Here is a 20,464-nt window from a genome sequence, read left to right on the forward strand (position 1 = left end):
AGATACGAAGGAGTTCGTAAAATCAGGGCTTTTTACGCGGAACGCGGGGCGGACGGCGCTTGGGGGCCGGTTTTTTCGCCGGTTCTTCGACTTCGGGTTCCGGCTCCATTCCCAGCTGGTCGCGCAGCACGCGGGGGCGGATTTCCTGAACTTCGCCTTCCTTCAATTGACCCAGCTGGAAGGGGCCATAGCTGACGCGCAAGAGGCGGTTCACGGTCAGACCGATTTCCTGCATCGCACGGCGGATTTCGCGGTTCTTGCCTTCGCGCAGGCCGACGGTCAGCCACGCGTTCGCACCCTGCTGACGGTCAATGTTGACCATCATGGGCTGGAACTGTTCGCCATCGGCCTCGATGCCCTCGCGCAGGGGGGCGAGCATCGCGTCGGTGGGTTTGCCGTTCACGCGGACGCGGTATTTGCGCAGCCAGCCGGTCGAGGGCAGTTCCAGCTTGCGCTTGAGTTCGCCATCGTTGGTCAGCAGCAGCAGCCCTTCGGAGTTCAGGTCGAGGCGGCCCACAGACATCACCCGCGGCATATCCTCGGGGAGGTTGTCGTAGATGGTCGGGCGGCCCTGTTCATCCTTGTGGGTGGTCACAAGGCCGGTGGGCTTGTGATAGAGCCACAGGCGCATGGGCTCGGCCGCCGTCAGGGGGTTGCCGTCCACGGTGATGCGGTCGCGGGACGTGACGTTCAGCGCGGGGCTGTCGATGACCTTGCCGTTTACCGTGACAACGCCAGCCAGGATCAGCTTCTCGGCCTCGCGGCGCGAGGCGACGCCGGCGCGTGCCAGAACCTTGGCGATGCGGTCGCCTTCGGGGGTGCCAGCCTGCGGTTTCGCCTGAGGGGCGGGGGCGGGCTTGGCCTTGGGGCGCGGTTTGGCGTTGGCCTTGGGCGCGGGCTTGCCGGGCCGGGGACGGTTTTGCGGTGTTTTCTGGGTCATTGGGCGCGTCTAGCGAAACTCTGTGGATTGCGAAAGGGGGAACGCTGCAGATAAGCCTAACCCATGACATTCCGTTCGCATATGCAAATCGCCCTGACCGAAGCCGAAGCCGCCGCCGCCCGAGGAGAGATCCCCGTGGGCGCTGTCGTTCTGCGGGGGGGCGAGGTGATTGCGCAGGCTGGCAACCGGACGCGAGAGCTGAACGACCCCACTGCGCACGCGGAAATTCTGGCGATCCGAGAAGCCTGCCGCCTGCTGGGGCAGGAGCGGCTGACGGGGTGCGATCTGTATGTGACGCTAGAGCCCTGCCCCATGTGCGCGGCGGCCATTTCCAATGCGCGGATCGGGCGGCTGTATTATGGTGCGTCTGACCCGAAATCCGGCGGGATCGGGCAGGGGCCGCGGGTCTTCAGTCACCCCCAGTGCCATCACGTGCCCGAGGTCTATGACGGGATCGACGAGGCGCGCTCTGGGGCGTTGCTGGCGGAATTCTTTGCGGGCCTGCGAAAATGAGCGCCTGCGGCGCGCAGGTTTGTGCGGGCTGACGCCCGTGGCCTCCGGCGGGAGTATTTTCGCCAAGATGAAGGATTGGGTGCGTTTCCGCGTGATCGGGCGTGGTCTGATGCTTGCGGGCGCGGGCTTTGGGCGGTAAAGCCCGTGGGAAATACGAGACAGACGGAGATGGCCCATGTCGATTGACACTGGCACTGCCGCAAAAGTGGCGAAACTGGCCCGGATCAAGGTCGAGGACGACCAGCTTCCTGCGCTGGCCGAAGAGTTCAACCGCATTCTGGGCTTCATCGAGCAGCTTGGTGAAGTGGATGTCGAGGGCGTGGAGCCGATGACGTCGGTCGCGCCCCAGCGCCTCAAGCGCCGCGAGGATGTGGTCACTGATGGCGGCTATCAGGACAAGGTCCTGTCGAATGCGCCCGACGCCCGCGAGGGCTTCTTTGCCGTGCCGAAAGTGGTGGAGTGATCCGATGACCGAGTTGAACAAACTGACGCTGGCCGAGGCGCGTGACGCGCTGCGCAAGGGTGATGTGACCTCTGTCGAGCTGACCCAAGCCTGCTTGACCGCCATTGACGGTGCGGATGCGCTGAACGCGTTCGTTCACAAGACCCCCGAGCTGGCGCTGGAGCGTGCGAAGGCGGCGGATGAGCGGATCAAGGCTGGCGATGCGCCTGCCATGTGCGGTCTGCCGATCGGCATGAAGGATCTGTACTGCACCAAGGGTGTGGCGAGCCAAGCGGCGAGCGGCATTCTGGAGGGCTTTGTGCCCGAGTATGAGTCGACCGTCAGCCAGAAGCTGCAGGACGCCGGCGCTGTCATGCTGGGGAAACTGAACATGGACGAGTTCGCCATGGGCAGCTCGAACGAGACCTCGGTTTATGGCGACTCGGTCAACCCCTGGAAGATTGACGACCGCAAGCTGACCCCCGGCGGGTCTTCGGGTGGCTCGGCGGCGGCTGTGGCGGCGGACCTGTGTCTGGCGGCAACCGGCACCGACACTGGCGGCTCGATCCGTCAGCCTGCTGCGTTCACCGGCACCGTGGGCATCAAGCCGACCTATGGCCGTTGCTCGCGTTGGGGCATCATTGCCTATGCAAGCTCGCTCGATCAGGCCGGTCCGATGACCAAAACCGTGCGCGATGCGGCGATCATGCTCGAAGCGATGGCCGGTCACGACATGAAGGATTCGACCAGCGCCGATCTGCCAGTTCCGAACTTCGAGGCCATGCTGACCGGTGATATCCGCGGCAAGGTCATCGGTATTCCCAAAGAGTACCGCCCCGAGGGTATGTCCGAAGAGATTGCCAAGCTGTGGGACGAAGGCGCGGCGATGCTGAAAGCTGCCGGTGCCGAAATTCGCGAGATTAGCCTGCCGCACACCAAATACGCGCTGCCGACCTATTACGTGATCGCCCCTGCCGAGGCGTCGTCGAACCTGGCGCGCTATGACGGCGTGCGCTACGGCCACCGCGCGAAACTGGGCTCGGGCGACGGCATCAACGAGATGTACGAAAAGACCCGCGCCGAGGGCTTTGGCCCCGAGGTGAAGCGCCGGATCATGGTTGGCACCTATGTGCTGTCCGCGGGTTTCTACGACGCCTACTACAACAAGGCTCGCAAGGTCCGCACCCTGATCAAGCGTGACTTCGAGAACGCGTTTGCCGCTGGTGTGGATGCGATTCTGGCGCCTGCGACTCCGACCTCGGCCTTTGGTCTGGGTGAGATGAAGAGCGCGGACCCCGTCGAGATGTACCTGAACGACGTGTTTACTGTGACGCTGAACCTTGCCGGTCTGCCGGGGATCGCTGTGCCCACGGGTCTGGACTCCAAAGGTCTGCCGATGGGTCTGCAGCTGATCGGCCGCCCGTTCGAGGAAGGCGATCTGTTGAATACCGCTTACGCGCTGGAGCAAGCCGCAGGTTTTGTTTCCAAACCGGCCAAGTGGTGGTAAGTGCTGCTAAAGCACAACTTTGAGGTGAAATAATGCTGCGTCAAACCGGTATTGCTCTGTTCGCTCTCGCAGGTCTTGCGGCCTGCGCGCCCTCTGTGCCTGACAGCGCAGCAGGGGTGACGTCGAACAGCTATCGCTCTGCGCGTGAGGCCCAGTTGCAGGGCGCTATCCCGACCGCGCCGGTCGTATCGTCCGAAACGCTGACGCCCGGTGCCCCCGCGCGTGCGCGCACCTTGGCAGAGGTTCGCGCCTCGGCCGAGCTGGCGATCGACAGCACCGAAGCGCAGAACACCGCGCGTCTGGCTGCGGCCAACAGCGGCGCCGTGCCGCTGCAGGCCAGCCCGTCGAACCCCGCGCCTGAATTGGCGACGGGCAGCACTGCCGGTATCTCGAGCGAGAACGACTTCAAAGCGGTCAGCACCGAGCGCACCATTCAGGACGACAAAGCCCTGATCGAGCGCAACCGCAGCCTTTACACTGTCATCCAGCCCGAGGCTCTGCCGACCCGTCCGGATGGCAGCGTGAACGTTGTGGCCTATGCTCTGGCGACCAACAACCGCGTGGGCCAGCAGCTGTACAAACGCAGCAGCTTCCGCGCCGAGGCCAAGTATGCGCGTGCCTGTGCCGAATACGCTTCGCCCGATCTGGCGCAAGCGGCGTTCCTGGCCAAAGGTGGTCCTGACAAGGACAAGCTGGGTGTGGACCCCGATGGTGACGGTTTCGCCTGCACCTGGGATCCGCAGCCCTTCCGCAACGCGGTGCGTTGAGCCGCTCGCCCAATCACGGACCCCGCAAAGGGGATGTGCAGCCCGACATGATCGTGCTGCACTACACTGTGCTGGATCTGGACGGCACGCTGGATCGCCTGTGTGACCCTGAATACGAGGTTTCGGCCCATTACGCCCTCTGTCCGACAGGGGGCGTTTTTCCTTTGGTGGAGGAGGGGCGGCGGGCATGGCACGCGGGCCTGTCCAACTGGGGCGGAGAGGCGGATGTGAATTCACGGTCCATCGGGATCGAGATCGTGAATGATGGCTCCAGCCCCTTTCCCGTGCCGCAGATGGATGCCTTGGCCGCGCTGCTGACACAGATTCGCAGCCGCTGGGAAATTCCCGATCACCGCATCGTCGGGCATTCCGACGTGGCCCCGGGGCGCAAGGTAGACCCCGGTCGGCGGTTCGACTGGCAGGGGCTATCGCTGCGTGGACACGGCGTCTGGCCGCGCCTCACAGGGCAGGGGGACGCCTGCTGGCACACCTTTGCCACGGCTTTGCGGGACTATGGCTATACGGCTCAGGCGGAGCCTGAGGTGCTGCTGGATGCGTTCCGGATGCACTTCCGCCCATGGGGGCGTGGGGGCCTCTCTGGGGCCGATGTGGCGGCGGCTGTCGATCTGGCAGATCGCTTTGCCGTTGACCGCACGCCCGACACCCAATAATCTACACGTTGCGCGGAGGGCTGGATGGCCGCGGGCGGCTTCGGTCGTCCGAGGAAAGTCCGGACTCCACAAGGCAAAGGTGCCGGGTAACGCCCGGCCGGGGTAACCCGAGGGAAAGCGCCACAGAGAACAGACCGCCCCGTACATCGGGGTAAGGGTGAAACGGCGGTGTAAGAGACCACCGGGGGAATGGTAACAGGCCCCGCATGGCAAGCCCCACCTGGAGCAATGCCGAATAGGAACCTCGCGCGGCATGTCCGCAGGGTCGTCTTGGCCCGGAGGTTCGGGTTGGCAGCTAGAGGCACGCAGGTAACTGCGCGCCAAGATGAATGGTCATCCAGAGCGTTTACGCTTGGACAGAATCCGGCTTATAGGCCCTCCGCGCAAAATACCTGCTTTTTCTGCTTGTACGGTGTTGACTCTTCTTCGCGCGTCCGTAAAAGGCGGGGTTCAAGAGATTACCTGCGGGTGGCCGCAAACACCGCCCGACCTAGCGAAAGACGAGAGTACTATGGCGAAGCCTACCACTATCAAAATCCGTCTGAACTCGACCGCTGGCACGGGCCACTTCTACGTGACCAAGAAGAACGCACGCACTATGACCGAGAAAATGGTCGTACGTAAGTACGATCCGGTGGTGCGCAAGCATGTCGAGTACAAAGAAGGCAAAATCAAGTAAGCCTTCTGGACACCAGACAAAAGAGCCGCACCAGCGAACACTGGCGCGGCTCTTTTCTTTTAAAAAGCATGGTCGCGCCGGAATTCCCCCCAAAGGATTTCAACCGGCAAATCGGAGAGAGACCATGCCACTTTTACCCTTAATCTATAGTATAAGACCCGCCACGATCCACGATGCGGACCGTGTGACCGCGCTGTTGCAGCTGTCCTATCCGGTGCTGCTGGAACGCGATTACCCCTCTGAACTGCTGCGCCGCGCCTTGCCACGGATCAGCGTGGCCCGCCCCGAATTGCTGCGGGCAGGGACGTATTACGTCGCAGAGACCCCTCAAGGCCAACTGGTCGCCGCTGGCGGCTGGAGTTGGGCCAGCCCCATCAGCGCCTCTACGCCCGCAGGAATGGCCCATGTGCGTCATGTGGTGACCTTGCCCGACTACACCCGTCGGGGCGTCGCTCGGGCCATCATGGAGCGCGCTATGGATCACGCCGCAGAAGAGGGCGTCAGACGGCTGGAATGCCTGAGTACGCGGACCGCTGTGCCGTTCTACGAAGCCCTTGGACTGACTGCCCTAGCCGAGATCGAACTCTCGCTGGGACTTGATGTCCGTTTCCCCACCATCCAGATGACAACGACCCTATGACCCGTACCCGACGTAATAAAAAAGGGCCGGTCGTCATGACCGGCCCTATTCATTTCTGGCTGTTGCCTGCGCTTATTCGCGGTTGCCCATGAACTGCAGCAGGAACATGAACAGGTTGATGAAGTCGAGATAGAGCTGCAGAGCGCCCATGATTGCCGACTTGCCCAACCACTCGCGGTCGCCGCTGTGGGCCATCTGGATGTAGGTGGTCTTGATGTTCTGGGTGTCATACGCGGTCAGACCCGCAAAGATCAGAACACCGATCACCGAGATTGCGAACTGCAGCGCGCTGGACGCCAGGAAGATGTTGACGATCGACGCCACGACCAGACCGATCACACCCATCATCAGGAAGGTGCCAAAGCCCGACAGGTCTTTCTTAGTGGTGTAGCCGTACAGCGACAGACCCGCGAACGAGATCGCCGTCACAAGGAAGGTCTGGATGATCGACACACCGGTAAAGACCATGAAGATCCAGCTCAGCGACACACCCATCGCGGCAGCATAGACATAGAAGAACAGCTGCGCAGCGGCGGCCGACATACGGTTCAGGGCCGCGCTAAACGCGAACACCATGACCAGCGGCAGGAACATGATCACCCATTTCAGCGGCGAGGCGTAGATCGCCTGACCGAGGCCGGTCAGAACGGTGGTGCCAGTAGCCGGATCAACGGTGGTCGCAAGGCCCGAGATCGCCCACGAAGCCGCGGCGGTAATAAGCATACCGACCGACATCGTGCCGTAGACCTTGTTCATGTGGGCGCGCAGGCCCTCGTCGATGCGGGCCGCAGCGGCGCTAGTGCCAGCGTGCGTCGTGCGGAATTCAGCCATTTCGATCCTCCAAAAATCCGAAACTGTGGAACGCGCAAAGAAAAACGCGCACCTTTGCGACTAGATATCGGCAAGGGTACGCGTGATTTCAAGACGATGCGATCGGGTTTTTGGACGATCTTCTGTCAATTAGAGGCGCCAGTGCGCGGGAACGTCCCAAGGGGCGCGCTCTGCCTCGGAATTTGCCTGATGCTTGGTCAGGCCGATATCCTGCAGCAGGTGGTCATCCAATTGGGACAGCGCGTGGCGTTGACGTGCGACCGCAATGTATGCGGAAATCGAACTGAACAGCGACAATGACCAGAAAGGCCGCGTCGCCAGAGCAAGTCTGCTGATCTGGGTAGCCATAATATTCACCGTGTAGATTTGATGGTTGGAGCGAGTCACATCAACTCGCTTGATGTATGTGCCAGTTTCTGTTTCATATGGGAAATGAATGAATGTTGGGTTTTCCATCAGAGGTTTTGATATGGCGCGAAATCTGGATCTGACTGCGCTGCGGTCATTTGTGGCGGTTGCGGATTCGGGCGGGGTCACGCGGGCCGCAGGGTTCCTGAACCTGACCCAGTCGGCAGTCTCGATGCAGTTGAAACGTCTGGAGGAATCGCTGGACGCCAATCTGTTGGACCGCAGCGCCCGCCAGATCGCGTTGACCCCCGCCGGTGAAAAGCTGCTGGGATACGCCCGCCGGATGCTGGAGCTGAACGACGAGGTCTGGTCGCGTCTGACCGACGATGTGTACGAGGGCGAGATTGTCCTCGGGGTGCCCCATGACATCGTGTACCCCGCGATTCCCCGCGTGTTGCAGCAGTTCAACGTGGAATACCCGCGGATGCGGGTGCAGCTGATCTCTCTTTATACCAAGGGGCTCAAGGTGTCGTTCAGCCGTGGCGAATGCGACCTGATCCTGACCACCGAGGACGGCGTGTCCGACGGAGGCGAGACGTTAAAGACTCTGCCTCTGCTCTGGATCGGGGCGCCGGGTGGGGCGGCTTGGCGGCAGCGGCCGTTGCGGCTGGCTTTCGGGCGGCACTGTATCTTCCGCGCTGGTGTGATCCGCCGCGTCGAAGAGGCTGGCATCCCGTGGGAACTGGCGGTCGAATCGGAAATGGACCGCGCGATCGAGGCGACCGTCAGCGCCGATCTGGCCCTGAACGCCATGCTCGAAGGGACCGAACCCCCACATCTGGAGCGCGTCCAGCACAAGGGCACACTGCCCGAACTGGCGAGCAAAAAGATTAACATGTACCTGTCGGATAACATGCGAGGAGAGGCCGGCCGCCGTCTGGCCGACCTCTTGCGTCAGGGCTATGCCCAGATGTGATCAGATGGTGATCACGACCTTGCCGGTGGATTTGCGTTCGCGCAGCAGGGTCAGCCCCTCGGCCACGCGGTCCAAGGGGTAGGTTTCGCTGACGTGGGGCTTGATCCGCCCCTCGGACAGCCAGCCGAACAGGGTGGCCATGCTGTCGGTCAGCGCCTTGGGTTTGAACTTCAGGTAACCGCCCCAGTACATCCCGATCACGGTCAGGTTCTTGACTAGCATGTGGTTGGCGGGGATGGGCGGCACCTCTCCGCTGGCAAAGCCGATCGCCAGCAGGCGCCCGTCAGGGTTGGTCGCACGGAAGGCAGCGGTGAACTGTTCACCCCCCACAGGGTCATAGACCACATCCGCACCGCCAAGGGATTTGACGACCTCTCGGATATCCTCGGTCTTGGCGTCGATCAGGTGGTCCGCGCCATAGGCCTCGGCAATCTCCAGCTTGTCGGTGCCGCGGGCGCAAGCGATGACGCGGGCACCCATGGCTTTGCCGATCTCGACCGCGGTCAGGCCAACGCCGCCCGCAGCCCCCAGCACCAACAGCGTCTCGCCCGGTTGCAGGCGTGCCTTGTAGTCCAGAGCTAGATGCGACGTCCCGTAGGCGATCTGGAAGCCCGCCGCCTCTACGTCGGTAATGTTGTCGGGCAGGGGAATCGCGCGATTGGCCGGAAAGCAGCCGTACTCTGCCAGCCCGCCCTGACCCGAGAACAGCGCCACCCGTGTGCCGATTGCGGGCTCTGTGACCCCTTCGCCGTGGGCATCAACCACGCCGGCCACTTCCATTCCCATGGTAAAGGGCGCGGCGGGGGTGTCCTGATACTTGCCCTTGATCATCAAAAGATCGGCAAAGTTCAAACCGCAGGCCGTGATCCGCAGCCGGATTTCGCCAGCCGCGGGGGCGGGCATGGGTAGGTCCACCAGCTTTGGTTCATCTCCTGCGGTATGAATATGATAGGCTTTCACGCTTTGGTTCCTCCGTTTGGCGGTAGAACACGGTCAGGACCCCGACCTGTCAATGCGACATTGGCCCCGAATTATCCTTAGGAATACCCCTAAAGATCATATGGCTATCTTGGTTTTTCCGCATAGGTTTAATTACATATTGTCTTACAAGGATACGGCTGGGCTTGAAATCGTTCTGGTTGTATGGCCTGAAGACAAAGACGTCGCCATTGGGGGTGCGAACGTCGGGTTTGTTCGGGTGACAAAAGAAACAATTCCGATTTTGGGTTCGGTTACGCCCAAATTCGGGGACAATGGAGCAAAGAATGACGCACCCTGTGGACGTCCACGTTGGCAAGCGCATCCGTCACCGCCGCTGGATGATCGGAATGACCCAGCAGCAACTGGCAGAACGTGTTGGAATCAAGTTTCAGCAGATACAAAAATACGAAACCGGTGCTAACCGTGTAAGTGCTTCTCGCTTATGGGATATTGCCCAGACGCTCGAAGTGCCGGTCAGCTTCTTTTTCGAAGGTCTCGAGGGTCAGGATGCCCCCGTTTCCGACAAGGCACCCGCACTGCCTGCTGATATTCTTGGCGACAAAGAGGCGCTGGACCTGATCCGCTCCTACTATGCGATCCCCGAGAATCAGCGCCGACGTCTGTTTGATCTGGCACGCGTTCTCAGCGACGTGGCTTGATTTGACGCGCCCTACGGGGTAGCGCCCTCTTATCCACTCATCTGAGGGCCGCCCCTATGTCGCGTATTTCTTCCGAGACCCAAACCACCCTGATCGAGGTGGCATCCGAAATGGCCGACGCCGCGCGTTCGGCCATTTTGCCGTTCTTCCGCAACCCCGAGTTGATGGCCGACAACAAGGAAGAGGGCGGTTTCGACCCCGTGACCGAAGCTGACCGCGCCGCCGAAGAGGCGATGCGCCGCGTGCTGGAACGCCGCCGCCCCGAGGACGGCATCTTTGGCGAGGAAATGGGCAAGCAGGACGGCACCAGCGGTCTGACCTGGGTGATCGACCCGATCGACGGCACTCGCGGTTTCCTGAGCGGCACGCCCACTTGGGGGGTGTTGATCGCGCTGTCCGATGAAAACGGCCCCGTCATGGGCATCATCGACCAGCCCTATATTCAAGAACGCTTCTTTGGAGGGTTCAATCAGGCGTGGGTCGATGGCCCCCATGGCCGCCATAGCCTAAAGGTCCGTGGCCCGCGTCCCTTGGGCGAATCGATCCTGTTCACCACCTTCCCCGAGGTCGGCACGCAGGATGAGCGCCGCGCGTTCCATCACCTTGGCGGCCGCACCCAGCTGGTGCGCTATGGCATGGATTGCTATGCCTACGCGCTGCTCGCGGCTGGCCAGATCGATCTGGTGGTCGAGGCAGGGCTCAAGGCTTACGACATTCAGGGTCCCCAAGCCGTGGTCGAGGCCGCAGGTGGCATCGTCACCGACTGGCATGGCGGTCCGGCCCACAACGGGGGCCGCGTGATCGCTGCCGCCTCCGAGGCGCACCATGCCGAAGCGATGCGCCTGCTAGAGGAAGGTCTTGCGAACATCTGACGCAAGCCGCTAAATATGAACCGCGATGTAACCTTTGTCCTTCTCTGGCATCGCGGTTTTTTCTGATCTGAGGGGACATGGCGCCAAACCCTAGAAGGGGGACTCTGCCGTGTCCGACTTGCTGATCCAGAACATCGACACCCTTATCACCATGGACGACGACCGCCGCGAATTGTCCGGCGTGGATATCCGCGTCCGTGGCGGCGTGATTGCCGAAATCGGGCAGGGGCTGGCCGTGAACGGGGCCGAGACCCTGAATGCGAAGGGCTGCGTTGTGACCCCCGGTTTGGTCAACACGCACCACCACCTGTATCAGTCCATGACCCGCGCGGTGCCCGGTGCGCAGGACGCGCTGCTCTTCGGCTGGCTGCAAAAGCTCTATCCCATCTGGTCGATGATGGGCCCCGAAGAGATGTTCGTGTCCGCCCAAGTCGGGCTGGCGGAACTGGCGCTGTCGGGCTGCACGCTGAGTTCGGATCACCTGTACCTCTATCCCAACGGCGCGCGGCTGGATGACACCATTCACGCCGCCAAAGAGATCGGCCTGCGGTTCCACCCGACCCGCGGGGCCATGAGCATCGGCGAGAGCGACGGAGGCCTGCCCCCCGATGCGCTGGTCGAACGCGAAGAGGCGATCCTGAACGACTGTATCCGCGTGATCGACGTCCACCATGACGCGGCCGAAGGGTCGATGGTGCGCGTGGGTATCGCGCCGTGTTCGCCCTTTTCGGTCAGCCGGGAATTGATGCGCGATGCGGCCCTGCTGGCGCGGGACAAGGGCGTGATGCTGCACACCCACTTGGCTGAGAATGACGAGGATATCGCCTATAGCCTTGCCAAATTCGGTTGCCGCCCCGGCCAATACGCCGAGGATCTGGGATGGACCGGCCCCGATGTGTGGCACGCCCACTGCGTGAAGCTGGACGGGGCCGAGATTGATCTCTTCGCACGCACCCGCACTGGCGTCGCCCATTGCCCCTGTTCGAACTGCCGTCTGGGATCGGGGATCGCGCCGGTTCGGGCGATGCGGGATGCGGGCGTTCCGGTGGGGCTGGGGGTCGATGGCTCGGCCAGCAATGATGCCGGAAATCTGGTGCTCGAGGCCCGTCAGACCATGCTACTGCAACGGGTCCTGAACGGCGCTGACGCCATGAGCCCACGCGAGGCGCTCGAGATCGCGACCCGTGGCGGCGCCGACGTGCTGGGGCGCCCCGACTGCGGCCGCCTCGCGGTGGGCAAGCGCGCCGACATCGCGATCTGGGACACCCGCGGCGTTGAGAGCGCAGGCAGCTGGGACCCCGCCGCGATCCTGCTGGCGGGGCCGGTGCGGGTGCGCGACCTGATCGTCGAAGGCCGCCGCGTGGTGGCCGAGGGGCAGCTATCCACACTAGACATGGGACAGCTTGTGGAAAAACAGAACCGGTTGGCGCGGGCGCTGGCCGAACGGGCGTAAAGTGTTAACAAACCCTTAACGCCTGTGGATAACTCTGTGTGCGAAGGTGCGCGGTTTCGGGGATATCTCGGGATAAAATCAGCCGCGCACCTGCCGCCCTGCAACCCACACCGCCTGCACCGCGCGGTCGTCGCCCATCATGATGGTGGGGAACACGGCCTCCCACAGATCGGTCGCGCGGGCGTGGCGCTGCGCGATCGCGGGGGTCGAAGTCAGGTTCAGAACGGTGATGTCTGCCTCGGAACCAACGGCCAAAGTGCCGATCCGGTCTTGGGCGAACAGGGCGCGGGCGGACCCTTCGGTGGCCAGCCAGATCAACTGCGCAGGGTGCAGAGCGGTGCCTGCCAATTGGCCGATCTCATAGGCCGCCGCCATCGTCCGCAGCATCGAGAAACTGGAACCCCCGCCCGTATCCGTCGCCAGACCGATGCGGATGCCCCGAGAGGCAAGCTTGGCCGCCTCGAAAATCCCAGAGCCAATAAAGGTGTTGGAGGTCGGGCAATGCACCACCGCCGCACCGGTTTCGGCCAGTCGATCCGTCTCGCGCGGCTCCAGATGGATCACGTGCCCATAGAGCGCGCGTTCCCCCAGCAGGCCGAACTGCTCATAGGTATCCAAGTAGTCTTTCGCTTTTGGAAACAGGGACTTGACCCATTCAATCTCATCGGTCTGCTCGCTCAGGTGGGTTTGCATCAGGACCTCGGGATGCTCGGCCCAGAGGGCGCCCAAAGCCTCGAGCTGCTCGGGTGTCGAAGTCGGCGAAAACCGTGGCGTGATCACGTATTCCGCGCGTCCGACACCGTGCCAGCGCTGCAACAACGCTTTGCTGTCGTCATAGGCGGTTTGCGGCGTGTCGCGCAGACCGTCGGGGGCGTTGCGATCCATGCAGGTCTTGCCCGCGAAAACCCGCATCCCGCGTGCCGCCGCAGCATCGAAAAACGCATACACACTGCACGGATGAATGGTGCAGTAACTGACCTGGGTTGTCGTCCCGTGGGACAGCGCTAGGTCCAAGGTCAGGTCAGCACGGGCCCGCGCCTCGGCGGGGTCGGCCAGGGTCATTTCTTCGGGGAAGGTATAGGTATTCAGCCAATCGATCAGGCGCTTGCCCCAACTCGCAATCATGCGGGTCTGGGGGTAATGCATATGCGCATCCACGAAACCGGGCAGGATAAGACTGTTCCCGTAGTCCACGATTTTTGCCTGTGGATAACTTTCGCGCATGAGGTCAGCTTCGCCCCGTGCAACAACCTTGCGTTGTTCGATGACGATGCCGCCACGGGTGCTGATCCGCGCCGCATCGGGGCCGGATTGCATGGCATCGCCTTCGAACCAGATGGTTTGGCCGATCAACAAGGTCTGCTGGTTCATGAGAGGGCTCCTTTTTAACGGATCAGACCATAAGTAACGTGGATGCAAAGGAAAAGGTGGCTTGCCTCTGTCACTTTCCAAATGGCCTCGCTAAGGTGCCCACAAATCAGAACGGAGGGCGACATGTTGGACGATCACGACGAATCCGAAGTGCACGACCTTCTTTCTACCGAAGAAGAAGCCGTTCTGGACAATCGCCGCGTTTCGGCTGTTCGGCTGGCTTTGGCCGCAGGGGACGCGGTGCGTGTTGCACGCCTGCTGGAGCCTTTGCACGCCGCCGACATCGCCGACTTTCTGGAACAGATCGATGCGGGCGAGCGGCGCGAAATCCTGCTGCTGACCCCCGCCTGTTTCGACGGCGAGGTTCTGACCGAACTGGATGAATCCATCCGCGAGGATGTGATCGAGTTTCTTCCGAGCAAGTTCCTGAAAGAGGCCGTTCGCGATCTGGAATCGGACGACGTGGTCGACCTGATCGAGGACCTCGAGGATGCGCAGCAGAACGTCATACTTCAGGCTCTGGACGGGGCGGACCGTGCGGCGGTCGAGCAATCGCTGAGCTATCCGGAATACTCGGCCGGCCGTCTGATGCAGCGCGAGGTCGTCTCGGCGCCCGAGCATTGGACTGTGGGGCAGGCCATCGATTTCCTGCGGGCCGCCGAATATCTGCCCGAGCAGTTCTATCACGTCACACTGGTGGATCCGCGGATGCGCCCTGTGGGGAACGTGACCCTTGGCCGTCTGATGGGCAGCCCCCGCGCGACCCTCTTGGCCGACATTCAGGAAGACACCTTCCGCACGATCCCCGCGACGACCGAACAGGGCGACGTGGCCTATGCGTTCAACCAGTACCACCTGATCTCGGCCCCTGTTGTGGACGATGACGGGCGTCTGGTCGGGATGATCACCATCGACGACGCGATGATCGTGCTGGACGAAGAACACGAAGAAGACATCCTGCTGCTGGCAGGTGTGGGCGAGGGCAGCCTCTCGGACCGCGTGGTCGAGACGACCAAGCAGCGCCTGCCGTGGCTGGCCGTGAACCTGCTGACCGCGATCCTTGCCAGCCTCGTGATTGCACAGTTCGAGGATGCGATCGGCACCGTGGTCGCCTTGGCCGTTCTGATGCCGATTGTGGCCTCTATGGGCGGCAATGCAGGCACCCAGTCTCTGACCGTGGCCGTGCGGGCCTTGGCAACCAAGGACCTTACCGGATCGAACGTCTGGCGCGTGATCCGACGCGAAGCCTTGGTCGGCGTGATCAACGGCGTGACCTTTGCGTTGATCATGGCGATTGTGGGGATGGTCTGGTTCGGCAGTCCCGTGCTTGGCGGTGTGATCGCTGTCGCAATGGTGGTGAACCTCGTCGTTGCCGCGCTGGCAGGCACCGTGATCCCGATTATCATGGAGCGTGTCGGAGTGGACCCTGCGCTGGCCTCCGGCACCTTTGTGACAACCGTGACCGATGTGGTGGGCTTCTTTGCCTTCCTCGGGCTTGCTTCTTCAGTGATGCTATGACCGACCTGACCCAAGTTAAGGCAGAGGCCCGCAAGGCCGCCTTTGCCCGCCGCAAAGAGGCACACGCCAACCATCGTCCGGGCCGGGCAGGGGAGTTGTCGTCGTTTCTGGCGGGGCATCGCGGCGTGCCGGTGGCGGGCTATATGCCCATCCGGACCGAGATCGACCCGCTGCCCGCAATGGCCGAAGCCTCTGCCTACGGCCCCGTCGCCGTTCCCGTGATCGAGGCCGAGGGCAAGCCCCTGAAGTTCCGCGCATGGGAGCCTGACTGCCCCCTGATCGACGGCCCCTTCGGCGCGCAAATCCCCGCGACTGGCGAGTGGATCACCCCCCAGATCGTCATTGTGCCGCTGGTGGCCTTTGACCGCCGAGGCGGGCGTCTGGGGTATGGCGGCGGTTTCTATGACCGCACTCTTGAATTGCTACGCGCCAACGGTCCCGTGCTGGCCGTCGGCTTTGCCTATGCCGCCCAAGAGGCGGACAGCCTGCCGCTAGAGCCCACGGATCAGCCGCTCGACATGATCATCACCGAACAGGGTGTTCTGACCTTCTAGGTTTTGGTCGCGACCGAAGGCGGTGTGATCCGCCGCTTCAGCATCGCCTCGCGCCAAGTGATATAGCTGACCGACGCAATAATGACGCCGCCCCCCAGCACGGTATAGGGATCAATCCCTTCGCCAAACACCAGCGCGCCCAAGGCCACCGCCCACACCAGTTGCAAGAACGTGGCGGGCTGGGTCACAGCCACCGGCGCCTCCTTGAAGGCCAGCGTCATGGTGTAATGCGCCCCGGTCGCTAGGGCTGCCACGGCCAGCAGCACCGCCAATTGTTCCCACGTTGGATGAACCCAGTGGGTGACCGCCATCGGCATCAGCCCGATGGTCACGGCAATCGACAACCACGCCACCACATGGGCCGATGACATCTCGGCGCTCAGGCGTTTGGCGATCAAATAGCCGGTCGCCAGCCCGAGGGACGTCCCCAGCATGGCGATATGGCCCGGGTCCAACTCGCGAAAGCCGGGCCGCAGAATGATGCCCGCCCCCAGCAAGGCAACCCCCACCGCAATCAGCCGCCGCAGCGCCAGCTTTTCCCCCAGAAACAGGCTCGCCCCCAGCGTGACGTAGATCGGGTTCAGGTAATTCAGCGCGGTCACATCCGCCAAAGGGATGCGCACCATCGCATAAAACCACAGGGAAACGCCGATCGTATGAGCCAGCCCGCGCAACGCGATCAGCTTGGCCTGCTGCGCCGTCGGCAGCGTCCGGATCAACGAGGGCATCAGCGGAATGAAAAACACCAGCCCCAACGCGAACCTCAGAAAAGAGGTCTGATACACAGGCAGCGATGTCCCGACAGCTTTGACCAGTGCCGTCATCCCGACAAACTGGAACCCCGTCAGAACCATCCAGAAAATGCCCCGCCCGGGGCGCTGTACACGTGTGTCTTCCATGGCGCTATCAGACCCGATCCGGCTCCACTTGCAACCCCGCAGAAACGCAGCCCCCGATCTGCAGCAAGAAACAAATCAGGTTTCTTTTTTCCCCAAATATTCAAAAGGGCGCGCCGGTCAGACCGGTCGCGCCCCTGAATGCTTTGTCGAGATAGCGGCAGATCAGAGCTGCGCCATAACCTCGTCGCTGGCTTCGAAGTTGGTGGTGACGCGCTGCACGTCATCGTCATCTTCCAGAGCATCCACCAGCTTCATCAGCTTCTGCATGCCTTCCAGATCCAGCTCGGCGGTGGTGGTCGGCTTCCAGACCAGCTTGGTCGATTCCGACTCGCCCAAGGTAGCCTCCAGCGCGGTCGACACTTCGGACAGATCAGTGTCGGCGGTGTAGATCACGTGACCTTCCTCGCTCGATTCCACGTCCTCGGCGCCGGCTTCGATGGCGGCCATCATGATGTCATCCGCATCACCCGCCTTGACGGGGTAGATGATCTCGCCCTTGCGCTCGAACATGAAGCCGACCGAGCCGGTTTCACCAAGGTTGCCGCCGTTCTTGCTGAACAGCGAGCGCACGTTCGATGCGGTGCGGTTGCGGTTATCGGTCATCGCTTCGACGATGACAGCCACGCCGTTCGGGCCGTAGCCCTCGTAGCGGATTTCTTCGTATTCGTCGCCTTCGCCTGCGATCGACTTCTTGATCGCGCGTTCGATCACGTCCTTGGGGCACGAGTTCGACTTGGCTTCTTTTACCGCCAGACGCAGACGGGGGTTCTTTTCGGGATCAGGGTCGCCCATTTTCGCGGCGACGGTGATTTCCTTCGCGAACTTGGAAAACATCTTCGAGCGAATTGCGTCCTGACGACCTTTGCGGTGCTGGATGTTAGCCCATTTAGAATGGCCGGCCATGGGTGCCTCCGATTACCTAATTCTCAGCTTTGGGCCTCTATAAAGGAGGCGCATGGGGGCCTGCAAGCGCCCCCGTGTGCACTTTGCCGACAGGAATTAGTTATAAAGGGGCCAAATCACCGGAATCAGCGCCGAAGCGATGAGCCCGATGGTCAGGTTCAGGGGAATACCCACCCGCATGAAGTCGGTGAACTTGTACCCGCCGGGGCCGTAGACCAGTGTGTTGGTCTGGTATCCGATGGGGGTCGAGAAGCTGGCAGAGGCCGCCACCATCACCGCCACAACCAGCGGACGCGGGTCCGCCCCGATGGCCGAGGCCAGCCCGATCGCAATCGGCGTCACCACCACGGCTACCGCGTTGTTGGTCACCAGCTCGGTCAGCACCGAGGTCAGCAGGAAAATGGCCCAGATAATAAAGAACGCGGGCAGGGTTTCCAGAACCGGCGCGACACTGGACACGATCAGATCCACCGCGCCCGAATTTTGCAGCCCCGAGCCAATCGCCAACATCGAGAAGATCAGCGCCAGCAGCCGCCCTTCGACAAAGCCAAAGGCCTCGTCCGCGTCGATGCAGCGGGTGACCAGCACCAGCGCCACGGCAAAGACCGACAGCATCAGAATGGGGGCAACGCCGATGGCCGACAGGATCACGATGCCGAACAGGGCACCAATCGCGATGGGGGCTTGCTTGCGGCGATAGGCGCGTTCGGTCGGCTGCGCGATGTCCACCAGCTCCATGTCCTGGGCCAGGCGCTGGATGTCGGCGGGGGCGCCTTCCAGCAGCAGGGTGTCACCGACGCGCACAACTAGATCGTCCAGCTGGCGTCCGATGTTCTGGTTCCGGCGGTGAACGGCCAGCGGGTACACGCCATAGCGGCGGCGCAGACGCATCGCGCCAAGGCTGCGGCCCACCATCTTGCAGCCGGGGGTGATCAGAACCTCGACGGTCTGCGTTTCGACCGAGGACAGCTTGTCCACCATCTTCAGGTCTTTGGACTGTTGCAGGCCCAAGAGCTCGGTCATCTCGGTGCGCAGAACCACGCGGTCACCGGCCTGCAGGACAACGGTCGTCAGATCCCGGCGCAAGGACGCATCCCCGCGCAGCACGTCGATCAGACGCACGCCGTCACGCTTGAAGAGGTCAATGTCGATCACGTCGCGGCCGATCAGGGCGCTGTCTTCGGGGACCGCGACCTCGGTAAAGAACTTCATCTTGGTGCGGTTGCCGACCATACCGGCCAGACTGTCCCGCTTGGGCAGCAGACGGCTGCCGATAAAGGTCATGTAGATCGCGCCCCAGACGATCAGGATGATCCCCAGCGGCGTGACCTCGAAAATGGTAAAGGGTTCAAGGCCCTGATGCCGCGCCACACCATCCACCAGAAGGTTTGTCGAGGTGCCGATCAGCGTCGTGGTGCCCCCCAGAATGGTGGCATAGCTCAGCGGGATCAGCAGTTGCGAGGGCATCATGTTCATGGTGCGCGACAGCTGGATGAACACAGGGATCATCACGACAACTACCGGCGTGTTCGACACAAAGGCCGAGAACACCACAACCGCCAGCATCAGCCCGATCAGGGCCATCTTGGGGTTCTGTTTGGCTTTGTTGTCTGCAAACTGGGTGAACGCGGCCAACGCGCCCGTCCGCACCAGCGCGCCCATCACGATGAACAGCGCGCCAATCGTCCAAGGGGCAGAGTTCGAAAGGATGTCCAGCGCCCCCTCATAGGGCAGGATCCCCAATGCCATCATCAGTGCCGCGCCCGAAATGCCCACAACTTCTGTGGGATAGGACTCGCGCATGAACAGGACAAACATGCCCACCACAATGACCAGCGCGAGAATCGCCTCGTAGGCGTCGGGTAATGCAAACACGTGGACTATTCTCCGCTCGCTAGGGCACAGCAGCGGTATTCTTCCGCAACTGGTTGGGCAGGGCAAGCACACTTTTGCCCGCCAAGGTAGGCCATTACAGCCTGCCTTACCGGTCGGTTAATCGCGCGGCATCAGCCCGCGACGGGGCCGGATTGCTGCAGACGGCCGCCTTGGCGCACCATGCAGACGGTCTTGGCCAAGCCGGTGCGGTCGTCGGTTTCCACATAGACGCCGGACAGGGTCGCTTCGCCCTCGGCGGGGGAGTAGCGGCCCTTGGACATGCCGGTCACAAAGCGGCGCAGGGGTTCGGCTTTGTCCATGCCAATCACGCTGTTGTAGTCGCCGCACATGCCTGCATCGGTCAAATAGGCGGTGCCGCCGTTCATGATCTGTGCGTCGCCAGTGGGAACGTGGGTGTGGGTGCCGACCACAAGGCTGGCCTTGCCGTCCATCCAGTGACCCAGACCCATCTTCTCGCTCGTGGCTTCGGCGTGGACGTCCACAATCGTGGCATTCACGGTCGCGCCCAAACGGTGGGTCCGCAGCACCTGATCGACCGCCGAGAACGGGTCGTCGAACGGGCGCTTCATGAACACCTGACCCAACACCTGCGCGACCAGCACCTTGCGGCCACCCGAGGCGTTGAAGATGCGGAAGCCGCGGCCCGGTGCGGCCTTGGCAAAGTTGATGGGGCGGACGATGCGGCTGTCGCTGTCGATATGTTGCAGCATGTCCTTCTGATCGAAGGCATGATCGCCCAATGTCACGCAATCCGCACCAGCCTGAAAGATCAGGTTCGCGTGCTCTGCGGTCAGACCCATGCCGTTCGAGGCGTTCTCGCCATTCACGACAACAAAATCCAGCGCCCACTCTTTTTTCAAGCGGGGCAGGTGCTCTTGGATGGCTACGCGTCCTGCGCGGCCAACAACATCGCCTAGGAACATCAGTTTCATGGCGCTGTCCGTAGGGCGATCCCCGTTCAAGAGCAAGGCGCAATGCCGCCGCAGCCTATGTGAAATCGCAATTTTTCGCCAGCGGTTGCGTGACTGACGTAACTTTTGACCG

At 62.2% G+C, this 20,464-nt stretch carries 22 protein-coding genes and 1 other RNA gene; 14 read left to right on the forward strand and 9 right to left on the reverse strand.

Features of this window, described 5'->3' with window-relative positions; translation table 11 throughout:
- Positions 1 to 22: 22 nt before the first annotated feature.
- Positions 23 to 940, reverse strand: coding sequence for a pseudouridine synthase (locus tag HJ536_RS08370; RefSeq protein WP_176853563.1), 918 nt, complete (start codon positions 938 to 940; stop codon positions 23 to 25).
- Between the two features lie 63 nt (positions 941 to 1,003).
- Here HJ536_RS08370 and HJ536_RS08375 point away from each other — a divergent pair, with 63 nt between their 5' ends.
- The 8 genes from HJ536_RS08375 to HJ536_RS08410 all read left to right on the forward strand — a co-directional run bounded on the left by HJ536_RS08375 (position 1,004) and on the right by HJ536_RS08410 (position 6,159).
- Positions 1,004 to 1,453: a nucleoside deaminase gene (locus HJ536_RS08375; RefSeq protein WP_177157401.1), complete on the forward strand. Its 450-nt coding sequence runs from the start codon at positions 1,004 to 1,006 to the stop codon at positions 1,451 to 1,453.
- 175 nt (positions 1,454 to 1,628) lie between these two features.
- On the forward strand, positions 1,629 to 1,916 hold the full coding sequence (gatC, locus tag HJ536_RS08380) for an Asp-tRNA(Asn)/Glu-tRNA(Gln) amidotransferase subunit GatC (protein WP_176853561.1): 288 nt from the start codon (positions 1,629 to 1,631) through the stop codon (positions 1,914 to 1,916).
- A 4-nt stretch (positions 1,917 to 1,920) separates the two neighbouring features.
- Positions 1,921 to 3,402 (forward strand): Asp-tRNA(Asn)/Glu-tRNA(Gln) amidotransferase subunit GatA, encoded by a 1,482-nt coding sequence (gatA, locus tag HJ536_RS08385; RefSeq protein ID WP_177157402.1) that lies wholly within the window; start codon positions 1,921 to 1,923, stop codon positions 3,400 to 3,402.
- Between the two features lie 32 nt (positions 3,403 to 3,434).
- A complete protein-coding gene (locus tag HJ536_RS08390; protein ID WP_176853559.1) occupies positions 3,435 to 4,169 on the forward strand; it encodes a hypothetical protein in 735 nt (244 codons plus the stop codon).
- A 35-nt stretch (positions 4,170 to 4,204) separates the two neighbouring features.
- Entirely contained in the window at positions 4,205 to 4,840 is a 636-nt protein-coding gene (locus tag HJ536_RS08395; protein WP_338082423.1) for an N-acetylmuramoyl-L-alanine amidase, read from the forward strand.
- A 12-nt stretch (positions 4,841 to 4,852) separates the two neighbouring features.
- Positions 4,853 to 5,227, forward strand: an RNA gene (rnpB, locus tag HJ536_RS08400) — RNase P RNA component class A.
- Between the two features lie 124 nt (positions 5,228 to 5,351).
- Positions 5,352 to 5,519 carry a 50S ribosomal protein L33 gene (rpmG, locus tag HJ536_RS08405; RefSeq protein ID WP_007814563.1) on the forward strand — a complete coding sequence of 56 codons (168 nt, stop codon included), beginning with the start codon at positions 5,352 to 5,354 and terminating at the stop codon, positions 5,517 to 5,519.
- Positions 5,520 to 5,643: 124 nt separating this feature from the next.
- Positions 5,644 to 6,159 (forward strand): GNAT family N-acetyltransferase, encoded by a 516-nt coding sequence (locus HJ536_RS08410; RefSeq protein WP_177157404.1) that lies wholly within the window; start codon positions 5,644 to 5,646, stop codon positions 6,157 to 6,159.
- A gap of 72 nt (positions 6,160 to 6,231) precedes the next feature.
- Here HJ536_RS08410 and HJ536_RS08415 read toward each other — a convergent pair whose 3' ends face one another.
- On the reverse strand, positions 6,232 to 6,990 hold the full coding sequence (locus HJ536_RS08415; RefSeq protein ID WP_176853556.1) for a Bax inhibitor-1/YccA family protein: 759 nt from the start codon (positions 6,988 to 6,990) through the stop codon (positions 6,232 to 6,234).
- Between the two features lie 129 nt (positions 6,991 to 7,119).
- On the reverse strand, positions 7,120 to 7,338 hold the full coding sequence (locus HJ536_RS08420; protein ID WP_177157405.1) for a DUF1127 domain-containing protein: 219 nt from the start codon (positions 7,336 to 7,338) through the stop codon (positions 7,120 to 7,122).
- A 121-nt stretch (positions 7,339 to 7,459) separates the two neighbouring features.
- Here HJ536_RS08420 and HJ536_RS08425 point away from each other — a divergent pair, with 121 nt between their 5' ends.
- A complete protein-coding gene (locus tag HJ536_RS08425; protein WP_176853555.1) occupies positions 7,460 to 8,314 on the forward strand; it encodes a LysR family transcriptional regulator in 855 nt (284 codons plus the stop codon).
- On the opposite strand, the gene HJ536_RS08430 is transcribed toward HJ536_RS08425, so the two are convergent.
- A complete protein-coding gene (locus HJ536_RS08430) occupies positions 8,315 to 9,274 on the reverse strand; it encodes a zinc-binding dehydrogenase (protein WP_177157406.1) in 960 nt (319 codons plus the stop codon).
- A 305-nt stretch (positions 9,275 to 9,579) separates the two neighbouring features.
- On the opposite strand from HJ536_RS08430, the gene HJ536_RS08435 reads away from it, so the two are divergent.
- The 3 genes from HJ536_RS08435 to HJ536_RS08445 all read left to right on the forward strand — a co-directional run bounded on the left by HJ536_RS08435 (position 9,580) and on the right by HJ536_RS08445 (position 12,279).
- Positions 9,580 to 9,954, forward strand: a complete 375-nt coding sequence (locus HJ536_RS08435) for a helix-turn-helix domain-containing protein (RefSeq protein WP_176853553.1) — start codon at positions 9,580 to 9,582, stop codon at positions 9,952 to 9,954.
- Positions 9,955 to 10,010: 56 nt separating this feature from the next.
- Positions 10,011 to 10,826, forward strand: coding sequence for an inositol monophosphatase family protein (locus HJ536_RS08440; RefSeq protein WP_176853552.1), 816 nt, complete (start codon positions 10,011 to 10,013; stop codon positions 10,824 to 10,826).
- A gap of 109 nt (positions 10,827 to 10,935) precedes the next feature.
- Positions 10,936 to 12,279, forward strand: a complete 1,344-nt coding sequence (locus tag HJ536_RS08445; RefSeq protein ID WP_177157407.1) for an 8-oxoguanine deaminase — start codon at positions 10,936 to 10,938, stop codon at positions 12,277 to 12,279.
- A 78-nt stretch (positions 12,280 to 12,357) separates the two neighbouring features.
- Here HJ536_RS08445 and guaD read toward each other — a convergent pair whose 3' ends face one another.
- The gene (gene guaD / locus HJ536_RS08450; protein ID WP_177157408.1) at positions 12,358 to 13,650 is read right to left on the reverse strand and encodes a guanine deaminase; all 1,293 of its coding nucleotides are present in this window, start codon (positions 13,648 to 13,650) and stop codon (positions 12,358 to 12,360) included.
- A gap of 123 nt (positions 13,651 to 13,773) precedes the next feature.
- Here guaD and mgtE point away from each other — a divergent pair, with 123 nt between their 5' ends.
- The gene (mgtE, locus tag HJ536_RS08455; RefSeq protein ID WP_177157409.1) at positions 13,774 to 15,168 is read left to right on the forward strand and encodes a magnesium transporter; all 1,395 of its coding nucleotides are present in this window, start codon (positions 13,774 to 13,776) and stop codon (positions 15,166 to 15,168) included.
- Positions 15,165 to 15,722 (forward strand): 5-formyltetrahydrofolate cyclo-ligase, encoded by a 558-nt coding sequence (locus HJ536_RS08460; RefSeq protein WP_177157410.1) that lies wholly within the window; start codon positions 15,165 to 15,167, stop codon positions 15,720 to 15,722. Before mgtE ends, HJ536_RS08460 begins: the two co-directional genes overlap by 4 nt.
- Here the strand turns inward: HJ536_RS08460 and HJ536_RS08465 are convergent.
- From HJ536_RS08465 to HJ536_RS08480, 4 genes are all read right to left on the reverse strand, one after another.
- Positions 15,719 to 16,621 carry a DMT family transporter gene (locus HJ536_RS08465; protein WP_176853547.1) on the reverse strand — a complete coding sequence of 301 codons (903 nt, stop codon included), beginning with the start codon at positions 16,619 to 16,621 and terminating at the stop codon, positions 15,719 to 15,721. The genes HJ536_RS08460 and HJ536_RS08465 overlap by 4 nt on opposite strands.
- Before the next feature lie 162 nt (positions 16,622 to 16,783).
- Entirely contained in the window at positions 16,784 to 17,524 is a 741-nt protein-coding gene (locus HJ536_RS08470; RefSeq protein WP_177157411.1) for a YebC/PmpR family DNA-binding transcriptional regulator, read from the reverse strand.
- A gap of 96 nt (positions 17,525 to 17,620) precedes the next feature.
- Positions 17,621 to 19,399 carry an SLC13 family permease gene (locus HJ536_RS08475; protein WP_338082424.1) on the reverse strand — a complete coding sequence of 593 codons (1,779 nt, stop codon included), beginning with the start codon at positions 19,397 to 19,399 and terminating at the stop codon, positions 17,621 to 17,623.
- 131 nt (positions 19,400 to 19,530) lie between these two features.
- Positions 19,531 to 20,352, reverse strand: coding sequence for a TIGR00282 family metallophosphoesterase (locus HJ536_RS08480; RefSeq protein WP_177157412.1), 822 nt, complete (start codon positions 20,350 to 20,352; stop codon positions 19,531 to 19,533).
- Positions 20,353 to 20,464 lie beyond the last annotated feature (112 nt).

The organism is Donghicola mangrovi, assembly GCF_013377535.1.
In the GTDB taxonomy this organism is placed as follows: domain Bacteria; phylum Pseudomonadota; class Alphaproteobacteria; order Rhodobacterales; family Rhodobacteraceae; genus Donghicola; species Donghicola mangrovi.